This is a genomic window from Pseudomonas sp. S3E17 (genome assembly GCF_024168685.1).
GTDB lineage: Bacteria > Pseudomonadota > Gammaproteobacteria > Pseudomonadales > Pseudomonadaceae > Aquipseudomonas > Aquipseudomonas marginalis.
In genome coordinates this window covers 2,472,580-2,485,825 of sequence record NZ_JALJWE010000001.1, presented here as the reverse complement: position 1 = coordinate 2,485,825, position 13,246 = coordinate 2,472,580, and the positions used below count along the sequence as shown (strand labels likewise).

The following is a 13,246-nucleotide window of genomic DNA, read 5'->3' as shown; positions in this document are numbered from 1 at the left end:
GATAAAGGCCCATCACTCACTCGCCAAACCCGACAATCGCCTTGGTTTCCAGATACTCCTCGAACCCCTGCACCCCATACTCTCGCCCATTTCCCGAACGCTTGTAGCCCCCAAACGGCGCCATCGGATTCCACGCCGGATGGTTCAGGTGCACCTGGCCGGCGCGTATACGCGACGCCACCGCCCGCGCAAGTTCAAGGTCCTGCCCCTGAACATGGGCGCCCAGCCCGTACACCGTGTCGTTGGCGATGGCGACGGCTTCATCCACCGTGTCATAGGCAATGATGCACAGCACCGGCCCGAATATTTCCTCCTGGGCAATGCGCATGACGTTGTCCACGTCGGAGAAAACCGTCGGCCGTGTATAGAAGCCCTTGTCAAAACCCGCCGCCCGTCCCGGCCCACCGCACACCAGTTTGGCGCCCTCGTCGAGGCCGGCCTGGATCATGGTCTGGACGCGATGGAACTGGGCTTCGTTGGCGATCGGACCCAACTGCGTCTGTTCAGATTGCGGGTCGCCGACGATCAGTGCATTCGCGGTAGCCGCCGCCAGGGCTTCGACTTCGGCCAGGCGGTTTCTCGGCACGATCATGCGGGTCGGCGCGCTGCACGACTGGCCGACGTTGCGAAACGCCGACATCACCCCCAGCGGCACAGCCTTGGCGAAGTCGGCGTCGGGCAGCAGCACGTTCGGCGACTTGCCCCCCAACTCCTGGGTGACCCGCTTGACCGTTGGCGCGGCCGCCTGGGCAACCAATGCGCCTGCGCGGTTGGAGCCGGTGATGGAGATCATGTCGATATCCCCATGGGCCGCCATGGCCGCGCCGACTTCGGCACCGTTGCCGTTCACCAGGTTGAACACCCCAGGCGGCAGGCCGGCGTCATGCACCAGTTGGGCAAACAGCAGGGCGCTCAATGGCGACAGTTCGCTCGGTTTCAACACCACGGTGCAGCCGGCAGCGATGGCTGGGGCGACTTTCGCGGTGATTTGATACAGCGGCCAGTTCCACGGCGTGATCAGGCCGCACACGCCGATGGGCTCGCGCTCGATTGCGGTGCCGCCTTCCACGGTCTGGAAGCGATAGCTGGACAGCAGGTCACGGGCGACTCGCACGTGTTCGGCCGCCAGCGGCACTTGCATGGCCCGCGCAAAACCGATGGCCGCGCCCATTTCCAGGGACAGCGCCTGTGCCAGCTGCTCTTTGCGTTCAAGGATCAGTGCGTGGATTTTCCCCAGCACCTGGGCTCTCGCAGCAGCCGGGGTTGCAGACCAACCGGCGAACGCCCCGCGTGCCGCCGCGACGGCCCGGTCGACATCCTCGGCAGACCCGCGCGCCACCTCGGCAACCACGGCTTCAGTGGCCGGGTTGACCACCGGCAGCGTCGCCGGGATCGCCGGGGACGTCCAACGACCGTTGATATAAAACTGGTGAGCCGTTTGCGCATCAACGCTGTAGCTGTTTGAAGATTGAGTTGTCATCCAACTGGCTCCCTGGAGCGGTAATAGGCGCTGCGAACGGCACGGCCCGGTGTCTGGATACGCTAGCAAAAGCCTCCCGCGCAAAGATGCCGTTATTCAGCGCTGCAAGGGATAATCTGCTGAATCTGGCAGGCTGGCGTGGCTCATATCAATTTTCCTGTGGTGGGGGCGTTTGCAGGCGCCGTCGAAGGTTGGGTAAAGCGCCGGATATCGAACGGGCTGATCAAGGTGCTGGTACTGCCGGTGCTGATCAGTTCGGCCATCACATCCCCCACGCCCGGGCCGAGCTGGAAGCCGTGGCCGCAGAAGCCGAAGGCATAAAACAGCCCGTCCACGCTGCCGCTGGGGCCCATCACCGGCAGGGAGTCGGGTGTATAGCTTTCGATGCCGCTCCACACGCGGATGATGTTCAGTTTCTCGGCGCCCGGTAATAGCCGTTTCATCTGGCGCATCTGGTTGAGCAGGCTCTCGGGCTTGAAAAATGCGCGGCGGTTGAGCATGTCCGGCGTGCAGCGGGCGCCGCCACCGATGATGATGTTGCCGCGCGGGATCTGGCGGAAGTAGATCACCTCTTCCTTGAGCTTGGTGAACACGCCGATCACGGTTTTCAGCGCATAGGGCACCGGTTCCGTCACCGACATCTGCGGGCCGTTGGGCTCCAGCGGCACCGGCTCGCCGAAGCGCTCGGACAGGCGCGCGGCCCAGGCACCGGCGGTAATCAACAGTTGCTCGGCAACAAACAATTGACCGTCGGTGGTGGTGACGTGGAACAGGCCGTTGACCTTTTCCACGTCGGCGACTTCGGTTTTTTCCTCGATGCGTGCACCGAGGCGCCGTGCGGCGCGGGCAAACGCTGGCGCGGCCAGGCGGGGGTTGGCGTGGCCGTCGTGAGGCGCGTAGGAGCCGCCTTTCACCTCGGGGCCGAGGAAACCGAAACGCTGGTGCAACTCGGCGCCGCGATAGATTTTCAGGTCCAGTTGCGCGGCTTCCGGCGCGGCGGCGTAGGCCTCCAGTTCGGCGATTTCATCTTCGCGATAGCACACGCGCATGTGGCCGCTGGGGATAAATTCCAGGTCGTCGTCGATCAGCTCCGGCAGGCGCTTCCACAGTGCCCACGAACGGTTGGCCAGTTCCAGTTGCCCCAGGTAGCGGCCCTGGCGGCGCACATTGCCGAAGTTCACACCGCTGGCGTACTGACCGATCTGGTCGCGTTCCAGCAGCGTGACCGAGCAACCGCGGCGGCGCAGGAAAAACGCCGACGAGGCGCCCATGATGCCGCCGCCGATGATCAGCACAGCGCTTTTTTGCGGATTCATGCGGGCTGCTCCTGTGCGGCACGGGCCACCGCTTCGATTTCGATCAGGTAGCCATGGTGCAACACCGGCACGGGTACCACGGCGCGGGCCGGTTTATGTTCACCCAGGTAGCGCGCGTAAATCCGGTCGAAGGCGGGCCAGTGTTCGATGCCGACCACGTACACCGTCACTTTGAGCAGGTCACCGGGGCTCAGGCCCGCTTCACCGAGGATCGCCACCAGGTTATCCAGGGCAATCGAGGCTTGCACTGCGAACGGTTGCCCGGCGCTGTGCTCGCCATTGGCGCGTACCGGCAGTTGCCCCGACACATACAACAGGCCGCCATGCGCCACCGCCTGGGAATAGTGCCCGCCCGGCGGCGCCGCGTGGGTGCTATGAATCGAGTGGATGCGATTACCAGCCATGCAGGCGACTCCAGGTGTGCACGCTGCCATCGGCATCCACGGCGTGATAATCCGGGAACTGCGCGCCGGTGGCACAGGCATGGTTGGGCAGGATGCGCAGCCGACTGCCGATGGGGAAGCGAGTGACAAGCGCGTCACTGTGGGCAGCGCCGAGGGTGACGATACCGTGTTCCTGGTTGGCAGCGGTGACCCGTGCGCCGTCGATCCAGTCGCCCGCTTCGCTGCACACTTGGCCGTAACCGAAGTCCTGGTGCTGGCGCTGGGTGCCACGGTCACGACTCATGGCCATCCAACCGGCGTCGGTGATAATCCAGCCTTTGTCCGGCTGATGGCCGATCACGGTGGTCAGTACGCTCAACGCCAACTCATCGGCCTGGCACACGCCGATGTTGCGCATGACCAGGTCGAAGAACACATACACACCTGCGCGTACTTCGGTGACGCCGTCCAGGTTCAGCGCCGAGAGGGCCGTGGGGGTGGAGCCGATGCTGACCTCGGGGCACGCCAGCCCGGCTGCGCGGAGGGTGTCTGCGGCGTGCACGCACAGTGTGCGTTCCTGTTCGGCCAGTGCTTGCAGGGGCTCAAGGCTGTCGAGCTCGTAACTGGAACCGGCGTGAGTCATCACGCCACGCAGGTGCAGGCCGCCGTCGCTGAGGATGCGTGCGACGTCGATCAGTACCGGGTCGTGGGCGGCTAGGCCGGAGCGATGGCCATCGCAATCGATTTCGATCCACACGTCGAAGCGTGCGTCATGCTGCTGTGCGAAAGCGACGATGGCCTCGGCGCCCGGGACGCTGTCGGTGAGCAGGCTGAGGATGCAGCCTTTGCGCCACAGGGCCAGGGCCTGGGGCAGTTTGCCCGGGGCGATGGCCACGGCGTAGAACACATCGCGGATGCCGGCGGCGAAACAATGCTCGGCTTCCTTGAGGGTGGACACTGTGACACCGCTGGCCCCGGCGGCGATCTGGGCGTGGATCACCGGCAGGCACTTGCTGGTCTTGATATGCGGGCGCAAACGCACGCCCAGGCTGTTCATGCGCTCTTGCATGCGCTGGATATTGCGCTGCATCTGTGGGATGTCGACCAGCGCGGCGGGCGTGTCGAGGGAAGCAATCGGCGTGGGCATGGCGGAACTCGTGTGGCGGGGGACAGGCTGCACTCTACTCAGCTGTCGTTAACCTGTGGTTCAATCGGTACTCATCAATCATTAAGTAAAATTGAATGATTTCCATCGAAGACCTGCGCCTTGCCGTGACCCTGGCCCGCTCGGAGTCGCTGAGCGCCGCCGCCCGCAGCCTGAATGTGTCGCCGCCGGCGTTGTCCATGCGCCTGCGCAAGTTGGAGACGCTGCTCGGTCTGAGCCTGGCCAATCGCGATGCGCGGCGCCTCAGCCTGACGGCGGATGGCGAGCGGTTTTCGCGGGAGAGCGCGCTGTTGCTGGAGCAGCTTGAGGCGCTGCCGGAGTCGTTTCGGCACAAGGATGAAACCCTGGTGGGCACCTTGAGGGTGGCGGCGCCGTTTGGCTATGGCCGCCAGCGCATCGCACCGCTGTTGGCGCGGTTTGCCAAACTGCACCCGCAGCTGTGTTTGCACTTGGATTTGCGCGAGACGCCCTGGCCCGATCGCCATGACAGCGATGCGGTGGTTCACATCGGCCATCTCAATGACAGCCTGTGGACCGCGCGGCCACTGACACCAAACGAGCGCTGGTTGTGCGCCAGCCCGGCCTACCTGCACGCCCACGGCGTGCCGTCTGCGCCGGATGAGCTGGCGTCCCATCGCTGCATCTGCATTCGGGAAAATGATGAGGACGTGACCCTGTGGCACCTGCGCAAAGGCCAGGGCCGCAAGACCCTGCGTGTGGAACCTGCGTTGTTGAGCAACGATGGCAGCGTTGCCCGGCGTTGGGCTGAGCAAGGCTTGGGGCTGGTGCTGCGTTCGCAGTGGGACGTGAGTGACGCCGTGGCCAGCGGCAGCCTGGTACGTGTGTTGGCGGACTGGAGCTTTGACAGCGCACCGGTGCTGCTGCTGGTGCCGTCGCGCAAATTGCGCAGCCCGCGCGTACAGGCGTTGGTGACGTTTCTGGAAGAGGCGTTGAAGGCCTGAGTCACTTCACCGCGTAGACCTTGCGCACGTACACCGTACTGGTCCAGGCGCAGGGCGCGCCCTTGGCCACGAACACGGTGTCGCCGGTATGCACCGTGACCTCGCCACCTTCGTTATCCAGCAAGGTGACGCGGCCTTCGAGCAGGTGCATCAGTTCGTGCAGTTTGTGCGGGCGGCCGTGGCGAGCGTAGGGCGTCGAGTCCCAGATGCCGACGCGCAGCTCGGTCACGGCATCGTCGAACAGGTTCAATGCGCGGCATTGCGGGGTAGGACCGATCAGTATCTGCGGTTCCGGCGCGGCGGAGGGGTTGAGCAGGGTGTGCGGGTCGAGCAGGGTCAGGCCGGGGCATACCGGGGCATCGGCCTGCTCGACCGCGCAGAACGCCCATTCGCTGCCTGCACTGGCCTGTACCGTGAGGCGTGTGCCGAAGCCGATGACGGCGCTGGCGCCGACGTCCAATTCCAAGGTCTGTTCCGCGGCACTGAGCACGACATGGCCTGCATGTACCACCAGCGTTTCGCTATGGGGGAACTCTTCGACCACCGCTTCGCCGCTGAAGGACACCACGCCGGCGGACACGCCATCGTCGCCCATCCAGGCAAGGTGGCGGCTGTCGCCGAACGGGTCCAGCGCGCTCAAGGCGGCCTTGTTGAAAGGCGTGGCAACGCGGCTGCCGTCGGCGCGTGCCAACAGCAGGATACGGGGAGATGACATGGGGAGTGCTCCGGGAGAAAAGTCAGCCGATCGCCTGGGTGATCAGGGCAAATGGGTATACGCCTTGGCTGGCCTGGGGCGGCGTACCCAGGGCCATTTGCGCGACGGTGTCGATGTTCTTCAGGCCGGCCTGTTCGAGCCAGTCGCTGAGGCCGCAGGCGACGGGAATGTCGATGCGCACAAAGGTGTCCGGCACCTGGGCCAGCAAGGTGGCGATCAGGTACTTGGCCTGCTCGATATTTTCCGCTACCACCGGGCCGATGCACCGCCCACGCCCAAACGGCCGCAGCAGGGCGAAGCCCCGTAGGCGGCCGTCGCGTTCGATACCCACGGCGTGCTCCACCTGCAGGTCACGCAGCACTTCACGGCGGTCCATACCGCTGGCGGTCTTGGCCAGCGCGAGCAGGCTTGCGTGATCATCGGCGTTAAGCGTCCGGCAGGTTTCGCCGTCGGCCAGCGTCGGCAGGGCGGGCACCAACGCCTGGCCCTGATGCTGCTGCACCCGGCCGAACTCGACAAACCCCTGGCTGGCATACAACGGCGCGCCGGCGAGGGTGGCGTTGAGGACCGGCGTGCGCGTATCGCAGGCGGCAATGGCCTTCTCCATCAAGCGCCGGCCGATGCCCTGGCCCTGGTAGTCATTGCTGACGATCACCAGGCCGATGGTGGCGTAGTCGCCCTGGGGGCAGGTGAACGCGCTGCCGATCAGCCGCTCGCCATCCATGACCACGAAGCCGTCGCTGACCCGTTGCAACATTGCCCAGTCTTCCAGGCGGTGAGGCCATTTGAGTTGCACCGACAAATCGTGGGCGGCCGGCAGATCGGCTGCGGTCATTGCACGGTAGAGATAAGTGGGGTGTGGCAGGGCGGACATGGCGAGCCTCCGTAGAGCGTTGTTTTGGCGGTGTCAGGTTGCTTGTATCCCACCTGGGTTGGAGGCTGGCAAGAGGGCCGGGAATATTCGGTAGATTCCTCGCGGTGTGCGGGGCGAGACCACAGTTACTACTTAATTGGGGTTGGGGGGCAGCAGCAAATGCCATGGGGTTGGCCTTGGAGCCAACTGGAGTAGGGCGGGTGTACACGGTTAAAAATGTGGGAGGGGCGGTGCGACGGTTCGACTTGCCCCCGATGAGGCAGTGTCAGTGGATGCATCTGTAGCTGACCCACTGCCATCGGGGGCTTGCCCTAATGCCAGCGTACGCCTCCTGTAGGAGCGAGCTTGCTCGCGAAAAACGTCAACGATAACGCGTGCTTCCTGAATGAACGTGGCGCCTGTGAGTTTTTCGCGAGCAAGCTCGCTCCTACAAAAAGCCTTAACTGACTGGTATTAGGGCAAGCCCCCCCCACAGTTTGATCTGCATACATCAGGTAGTCCTCGCCTGCTTTCGGCCACACCCCATCAACCCGCCACACTTTCTGCCGCCCCCACCCCCGTGCTTAAGCCTCTGCACCCCGAAAAGCCCCCTAAAAGCGCACAAACACTGGCCCTGCCCAAGCCTGGCGCGCACCGCAAAGTCTGCTGAGCCCGGCCACCAAAACGGTGGTTTGTATTGAGCGCAGGTCTTTTTAGACGGCATATGCTGATTTCACAGTGGTGTAATGAACCTGTGCTGCAACGAGGCCAACGCGCCGCCAGGGCAGCGAACGCTTGTCACACTCAACGAACTTCAGGACCGCACTCAATGAGCTTTCTTCGTCCCAAATTCATTACGTTCGACTGCTACGGTACGCTGACCAACTTCCATATGGGCACCATGACCCGCGAGCTGTTCGCCGATCGCATCACGCCCGAGCAGATGGACCAGTTCGTCAAGGATTTCTCGGCCTACCGCCTCGACCAGGTCATGGGCGACTGGCGCCCGTACGATGAAATCCTCAAGACCGCCCTGGCCCGTACCTGCAAGCGCTGGGGTATCGACTATCGCGAGGAAGGCCAGCTGTATTACGACGCCGTGCCGACCTGGGGGCCCCATGCGGACGTGCCGGCCGGGCTGTCGAAAATTGCCGACAAGATCCCCCTGGTGATCTTCTCCAATGCCAGCGACAGCCAGATCATGTCCAACGTCGACAAGCTCGGCGCGCCATTCCACAAGGTGTTCACCGCCGAGCAGGCCCAGGCCTACAAGCCGCGCCTGGCCGCGTTTGAATTCATGCTCGACAACCTCGGCTGCGGCCCGGAAGACATCTTGCATGTGTCTTCCAGCTTCCGTTACGACCTGATGCCGGCCCATGACATGAAGATCAAAAACAAAGCCTTCGTTGCCCGTGGCCACGAAGTGCCGGGCAACGCGTTCTACGGTTACCAGCAGATCACCGATATCGGTGGGCTGCCGGCGCTGGTCGGTCTGTAACCGCACACCTCTGAGGGCAAGACATGGGCAGTGAATCCTATTGGCTCGACACCGCACCGGCGTTTACCGGTGCCCAGCTGGGCGGCTTGCCCAAGCAGGTCGATGTGGCTGTGGTCGGCGGTGGGTTCACCGGCCTGGCGGCGGCGCGGGCGTTGGCGCTCAAGGGCGCCAGCGTGGTGGTGCTCGACGCCGGGCGGGTGATCGGTGAGGCCTCGGGGCGCAACGGTGGGCAGTGCAACACCGGAGTCGCCCAGGATTACGCCGGGCTGCACGCCAGCCTCGGTGCCGCCAAGGCGCGCGCCTATTACCAGGCCTATGAAAGTGCCGTGCAGACGGTGGTGTCACTGGTCGAGCAGGAAGGGATCACCTGCGACCTGGTGCGCAACGGCAAGCTCAAGCTGGCGGCCAAGCCGATGCACTACGAAGGCCTGGCGCGCACCTGCGAGCTGATCCGTCAGGAGGTGGATGCCGAGGTCGAGCTGCTCAGTGCCGAACAGACCCGTGCTGAGGTCAATTCGGCGCAGTTTCATGGCGGCCTGCTGCAGCGCAACGGCGTGCAGATGCATGTCGGCCGCTTCGGCGTCGGCTTGGCCGAAGCGGCGGCGCGGCACGGCGCGATGATTTACGAGCATACCCAGGTCAAGGATTGGCAGGCCCAGGCCGGCGGCTACCAGGTCAACACCGCCAAGGGTTCACTGCACGCCGGGCAAGTCCTGCTGGCAACCGGTGCCTGCCAGCATGGCGACCTGGGTTGGTACCGCCGCAGGATTGTGCCGGTGGGCAGTTTTGTCATCGCCACCGAAGTCTTGCCCCAGACGCTGATCGACCAGTTGCTGCCGCAACATCGCGCCTATGTGACCAGCCGCATGATCGGCAACTACTTTCGCCTGACCCCGGACAACCGCCTGCTGTTTGGCGGGCGTGCGCGGTTTGCCATGTCCGACAGCGTCTCCGACGCCAAGAGCGGCAAGGTACTGCAAGCGGCGATGCTGAACATGTTCCCGCAGTTGGCGCACGTGAAGATCGACTACTGCTGGGGTGGCCTGGTGGACATGACGTCCGACCGCCTGCCCCGCGCCGGCCAGCATGGCGGCGTGTTCCACTCCATGGGCTACAGCGGCCATGGCGTGCAGATGTCGGTGCACATGGGCCAGGTGATGGCCGAGGTCATGGCTGGCAATACCGCCGCCAACCCCTGGCGCGAACTGGAATGGCCGGCGATTCCCGGGCATTTCGGCAAGCCGTGGTTCCTGCCGTTCGTGGGGGCTTACTACCGCTTCCAGGACTATTTGCACTGAGTTGCCGTTGTTGCGTCACCGTCGTTTGCGTTTCCAGGACGCTCCGGACATCCGTGAGCACTCGATTCTTCCGATTATCGACAGGTAGCCTTGCTATGACTGACAACAAAAACACCCCCGAACTCATCTCCGGCCAGGACAGCCTGCGGGTGTTCGAACGTCTCAACCGTGGCATGTCGCGCCGCAACGCCCTGCAAATGCTGGGCGTGGCCGGGGTGGCCGCCGCCGGTGCGGGCAGCCTGTTCGGCGCCGCCGGCAAGCTGTTCGCCGACGAGGCCGCCGTGGCCGGCAAAGGCATGCCCGGCGGCAGGATCCGCGTGGCCGGCATGTCCAGCTCCACCGCCGACACCCTCGACCCGGCCAAGGGCGCGCTGTCCACCGACTATGTGCGCCACTACATGTTCTACAACGGCCTGACCCGCTTCGATAAGCACCTGGTGCCGCAACTGGAACTGGCCGAGCGCATCGACAACACCGACGCCACCGTCTGGACCATTACCCTGCGCAAGGGCGTGACCTTCCACAACGGCAAGGCCCTGACCGCCGCCGACGTGGTGTTCTCCCTCAACCGCCACAAAGACCCGCTGACCGGTTCCAAGGTCATGCCGCTGATGGAGCAGTTCGCCGAGATCAAGGCCAGCGGGCCGAACGAAGTGCAGATCCGCCTCAGCGCGGCCAACGCCGAATTGCCGTCGATCCTCGCGGTGTCCCACCTGTTGATCGTCCCCGAGGGCACCAGCGATTTCAGTAAAGGCATCGGCACCGGGCCGTTCACCGTGGGCGAGTTCAAGCCAGGTGTGCGTTCGATTGCGGTGCGCAACAAGAACTACTGGAAACCGGGCCTGCCGTACCTCGACGAGATCGAGTTCATTGCGATTGCCGACGAGCCATCGCGGGTCAATGCACTGCTGTCGGGCGATGTGCACATGATCAACGAGGTCAACCCGCGCTCCACCACGCGCATCAAGGCCAGCGCCAAGCATCGCGTCGTCGACGCGCCGTCGGGCAACTACACTGACCTGATCATTCGCCAGGACCAACTGCCCGGCAAAAGCCCGGAATTCACCCAGGCGATGAAGCTGCTGCTGGACCGTGAGCAGGTCAAGTCCGCCGTATTCCGTGGCTTTGCGGTGGTGGGCAACGACCACCCGATTGCGCCGGGTTCGCGCTACTTCAACACCGACTTGCCGCAGACGGTCTACGACCCGGAAAAAGCCAGGTTCCTGCTGAAGAAAGCCGGCATGGAAAGCATCACCATGCCCGTGATGGCCTCGCCTGCCGCCACCGGTTCGGTGGACATCGCCGTGCTGTTGCAGCAATCGGCCAAGCAGGCCGGGCTCAAGCTCGACGTGAACCGCCTGCCGAGCGACGGCTACTGGTCCAACCACTGGATGAAGCACCCGCTGAGCTTCGGCAACATCAACCCCCGGCCGAATGCCGACGTGATGTTCTCGCAGTTCTTCCAGTCCAAGGCGCCGTGGAACGAGTCCGGCTGGCAGAACGATCAGTTCGACCAGTTGCTGATGCTGGCCCGTGGCGAAACCGACGACGCCAAGCGCGCCAAGATGTATGGCGACATGCAGGTCCTGGTGCACGACCACTGCGGCATCGGCGTGCCGGTGTTCATCAGCAATATCGACGGCGTCGACCAGCGCATCAAAGGCTACGACAGCAACCCACTGGGCGGTTTCATGGGCTACATGTTTGCCGAGCAGGTGTGGTTGGACGCTTGAGGAGGGTGGTGGGATGAATAGCAATACACTGTGGTTGATCGGCCGGCGCTTCGGCGCCGGGGCCTTGACCTTGTTGATCGTGTCCATGGTCGTGTTCGCGATCACGGCGGTACTGCCGGGGGACGCGGCGCAACAATCCCTGGGCCAGTTCGCGACCCCTGAACAGGTGGCGGCCCTGCGCCTGAAACTGGGGTTGGACCAGCCCGGTGTGTTGCGGTACCTGCACTGGTTGATGAGCCTGCTCAGCGGCGACATGGGCGTATCGGTCTCCAACGCCATGCCGGTGGGTGAGTTGATGGCGGGCCGGGTGCCCAACACCCTGATGCTGGCGGGCGCCACGGCGCTGGTCTCGGTGCCGGTGGCACTGGTGCTCGGCATCGGCTCGGCGATGGGCCGGGGCGGGCGCATCGACAGTTGCCTGAGCTTTGTCACCCTGGCGATGGTCGCGGTGCCGGAATTCCTGGTGGCGACCCTGGCGGTGCTGATTTTCGCGGTCAACCTCGGTTGGTTGTCGGCCCTCTCCTATGCCAGCGACATCAGTTCACCGCTGCAATTCATGCGCACCTATGCCTTGCCGGTGATGACGCTGTGCTGCGTGATCGTAGCGCAAATGGCGCGCATGACCCGCGCCGCCGTGATCGACCAGCTCGACAGCCCCTACGTGGAAATGGCCCGCCTCAAGGGCGTCAGCCCGATCCGCATCGTACTGCGCCATGCCTTGCCCAATGCGATCGGGCCGATTGCCAACGCCATCGCCCTGAGCCTGTCGTACCTGTTGGGCGGGGTGGTGATTGTCGAAACCATTTTCAACTACCCCGGCATTGCCAGCTTGATGGTCGATGCCGTGACCAACCGCGACATGGCGCTGGTGCAGGCGTGCACCATGTTGTTCTGCGCGGCCTACCTGGGCCTGGTGCTGCTCGCCGACCTGTGCGCGATCCTGTCCAATCCGAGGCTGAGAAACCAATGAACAACCTCATTGCGAAATCCAAGCCTGTCTCCTCCGCCCTGGCACTCGCCAAGGTGTCCAGCGGCCCGTCGTGGCTGGGGCTGCTGGGCGGCGTGGTGTGTGTCGCCTGGCTGCTGGTGGCGCTGCTCGGCCCGTGGCTGGCGCCCCATCCGGTGGGGGAGGTGGTGTCCGATAACATCTTCGAAGGCTTCAGCCTCGCGCATCCATTCGGCACCGATTACCTGGGCCGCGACATGCTCAGCCGGATACTGGTGGGCGCGCGCTTTACTGTCGGGCTGGCGCTGGTGGCGGCGTTACTGGCCAGCACCTTCGGCACCGGCTGTGCGCTGTTGTCGGTGGTCTCGCCCAAGTGGCTGGACGAGATCATCAGCCGCATCATGGATGCCTTTATTTCGATCCCGAGCAAAATGCTCGCGCTGATCATGGTCTCGGCGTTTGGCTCATCGGTGACGCTGCTGATCTGTACGGCCGTGATCAGTTATATCCCCGGCTCCTTCCGCGTCGCCCGCAGCATGGCGGTCAATATCGAAGCCTTGGAGTACGTGCAGGTCGCGCGTACCCGTGGCGAGCGCCGGCTGTACGTGGCGTGTGTGGAGATCCTGCCGAACATGCTCAACCCGGTATTGACCGACCTGGGCTTGCGTTTCGGCTACATCGTGCTGTTGCTCAGCGGCATGAGTTTTCTTGGCCTGGGCGTGCAACCGCCGGATGCCGACCTCGGCTCGCTGGTGCGGGAAAACATCGGCGGCCTCAACCAGGGCGCGCTGGCCATCATCCTTCCGGCGCTGGCCATCGGCACGCTGACCATCGGCGTAAATCTGCTGATCGACTATCTGTCCTCGCGACGCAGTCGACGCACGGGAGGCCATTGAA

General features: G+C 64.1%; 12 protein-coding genes. 6 read left to right on the top strand and 6 right to left on the bottom strand.

Annotated elements, in window-relative coordinates; genetic code table 11:
• Window positions 1-16: 16 nt before the first annotated feature.
• The 4 genes from J3D60_RS10785 to J3D60_RS10770 all read right to left on the bottom strand — a co-directional run bounded on the left by J3D60_RS10785 (window position 17) and on the right by J3D60_RS10770 (window position 4,326).
• Entirely contained in the window at window positions 17-1,480 is a 1,464-nt protein-coding gene (locus tag J3D60_RS10785; RefSeq protein WP_253491398.1) for an aldehyde dehydrogenase family protein, read from the bottom strand.
• Between the two features lie 143 nt (window positions 1,481-1,623).
• A complete protein-coding gene (locus tag J3D60_RS10780; protein WP_253491397.1) occupies window positions 1,624-2,796 on the bottom strand; it encodes an FAD-binding oxidoreductase in 1,173 nt (390 codons plus the stop codon).
• Window positions 2,793-3,200: a RidA family protein gene (locus J3D60_RS10775; RefSeq protein WP_253491396.1), complete on the bottom strand. Its 408-nt coding sequence runs from the start codon at window positions 3,198-3,200 to the stop codon at window positions 2,793-2,795. Before J3D60_RS10775 ends, J3D60_RS10780 begins: the two co-directional genes overlap by 4 nt.
• Window positions 3,190-4,326: a DSD1 family PLP-dependent enzyme gene (locus J3D60_RS10770; RefSeq protein WP_253491394.1), complete on the bottom strand. Its 1,137-nt coding sequence runs from the start codon at window positions 4,324-4,326 to the stop codon at window positions 3,190-3,192. The genes J3D60_RS10775 and J3D60_RS10770 overlap by 11 nt, the downstream gene beginning before the upstream one ends.
• A gap of 95 nt (window positions 4,327-4,421) precedes the next feature.
• On the opposite strand from J3D60_RS10770, the gene J3D60_RS10765 reads away from it, so the two are divergent.
• Window positions 4,422-5,306 (top strand): LysR family transcriptional regulator, encoded by an 885-nt coding sequence (locus J3D60_RS10765; RefSeq protein ID WP_253491392.1) that lies wholly within the window; start codon window positions 4,422-4,424, stop codon window positions 5,304-5,306.
• Window position 5,307: 1 nt separating this feature from the next.
• Here J3D60_RS10765 and J3D60_RS10760 read toward each other — a convergent pair whose 3' ends face one another.
• Window positions 5,308-6,021, bottom strand: a complete 714-nt coding sequence (locus tag J3D60_RS10760; RefSeq protein ID WP_253491390.1) for a cupin domain-containing protein — start codon at window positions 6,019-6,021, stop codon at window positions 5,308-5,310.
• Window positions 6,022-6,043: 22 nt separating this feature from the next.
• Entirely contained in the window at window positions 6,044-6,895 is an 852-nt protein-coding gene (locus tag J3D60_RS10755) for a GNAT family N-acetyltransferase (protein ID WP_253491389.1), read from the bottom strand.
• Between the two features lie 808 nt (window positions 6,896-7,703).
• Between J3D60_RS10755 and J3D60_RS10750 the strand changes: the two genes are divergently transcribed.
• From J3D60_RS10750 to J3D60_RS10730, 5 genes are all read left to right on the top strand, one after another.
• Window positions 7,704-8,372, top strand: a complete 669-nt coding sequence (locus J3D60_RS10750) for a haloacid dehalogenase type II (RefSeq protein ID WP_065940281.1) — start codon at window positions 7,704-7,706, stop codon at window positions 8,370-8,372.
• 23 nt (window positions 8,373-8,395) lie between these two features.
• On the top strand, window positions 8,396-9,670 hold the full coding sequence (locus J3D60_RS10745) for an FAD-binding oxidoreductase (RefSeq protein ID WP_253491387.1): 1,275 nt from the start codon (window positions 8,396-8,398) through the stop codon (window positions 9,668-9,670).
• A 95-nt stretch (window positions 9,671-9,765) separates the two neighbouring features.
• Entirely contained in the window at window positions 9,766-11,403 is a 1,638-nt protein-coding gene (locus J3D60_RS10740; RefSeq protein WP_253491386.1) for an ABC transporter substrate-binding protein, read from the top strand.
• A 13-nt stretch (window positions 11,404-11,416) separates the two neighbouring features.
• Entirely contained in the window at window positions 11,417-12,373 is a 957-nt protein-coding gene (locus J3D60_RS10735; protein ID WP_253491385.1) for an ABC transporter permease, read from the top strand.
• Window positions 12,370-13,245, top strand: coding sequence for an ABC transporter permease (locus J3D60_RS10730; RefSeq protein ID WP_065940277.1), 876 nt, complete (start codon window positions 12,370-12,372; stop codon window positions 13,243-13,245). Before J3D60_RS10735 ends, J3D60_RS10730 begins: the two co-directional genes overlap by 4 nt.
• Window position 13,246: the final 1 nt, after the last annotated feature.

What these genes read in the sequence shown, in the direction of transcription:
- J3D60_RS10750 (WP_065940281.1), top strand. Translation starts at nt 7,704, where the DNA reads ATGAGCTTTCTTCGTCCCAAATTCATTACGTTCGACTGCTACGGTACG.
- J3D60_RS10760 (WP_253491390.1), bottom strand. Translation starts at nt 6,021, where the DNA reads ATGTCATCTCCCCGTATCCTGCTGTTGGCACGCGCCGACGGCAGCCGC.
- J3D60_RS10780 (WP_253491397.1), bottom strand. Translation starts at nt 2,796, where the DNA reads ATGAATCCGCAAAAAAGCGCTGTGCTGATCATCGGCGGCGGCATCATG.
- J3D60_RS10755 (WP_253491389.1), bottom strand. Translation starts at nt 6,895, where the DNA reads ATGTCCGCCCTGCCACACCCCACTTATCTCTACCGTGCAATGACCGCA.
- J3D60_RS10730 (WP_065940277.1), top strand. Translation starts at nt 12,370, where the DNA reads ATGAACAACCTCATTGCGAAATCCAAGCCTGTCTCCTCCGCCCTGGCA.
- J3D60_RS10745 (WP_253491387.1), top strand. Translation starts at nt 8,396, where the DNA reads ATGGGCAGTGAATCCTATTGGCTCGACACCGCACCGGCGTTTACCGGT.
- J3D60_RS10770 (WP_253491394.1), bottom strand. Translation starts at nt 4,326, where the DNA reads ATGCCCACGCCGATTGCTTCCCTCGACACGCCCGCCGCGCTGGTCGAC.
- J3D60_RS10735 (WP_253491385.1), top strand. Translation starts at nt 11,417, where the DNA reads ATGAATAGCAATACACTGTGGTTGATCGGCCGGCGCTTCGGCGCCGGG.
- J3D60_RS10740 (WP_253491386.1), top strand. Translation starts at nt 9,766, where the DNA reads ATGACTGACAACAAAAACACCCCCGAACTCATCTCCGGCCAGGACAGC.
- J3D60_RS10765 (WP_253491392.1), top strand. Translation starts at nt 4,422, where the DNA reads ATGATTTCCATCGAAGACCTGCGCCTTGCCGTGACCCTGGCCCGCTCG.
- J3D60_RS10775 (WP_253491396.1), bottom strand. Translation starts at nt 3,200, where the DNA reads ATGGCTGGTAATCGCATCCACTCGATTCATAGCACCCACGCGGCGCCG.
- J3D60_RS10785 (WP_253491398.1), bottom strand. Translation starts at nt 1,480, where the DNA reads ATGACAACTCAATCTTCAAACAGCTACAGCGTTGATGCGCAAACGGCT.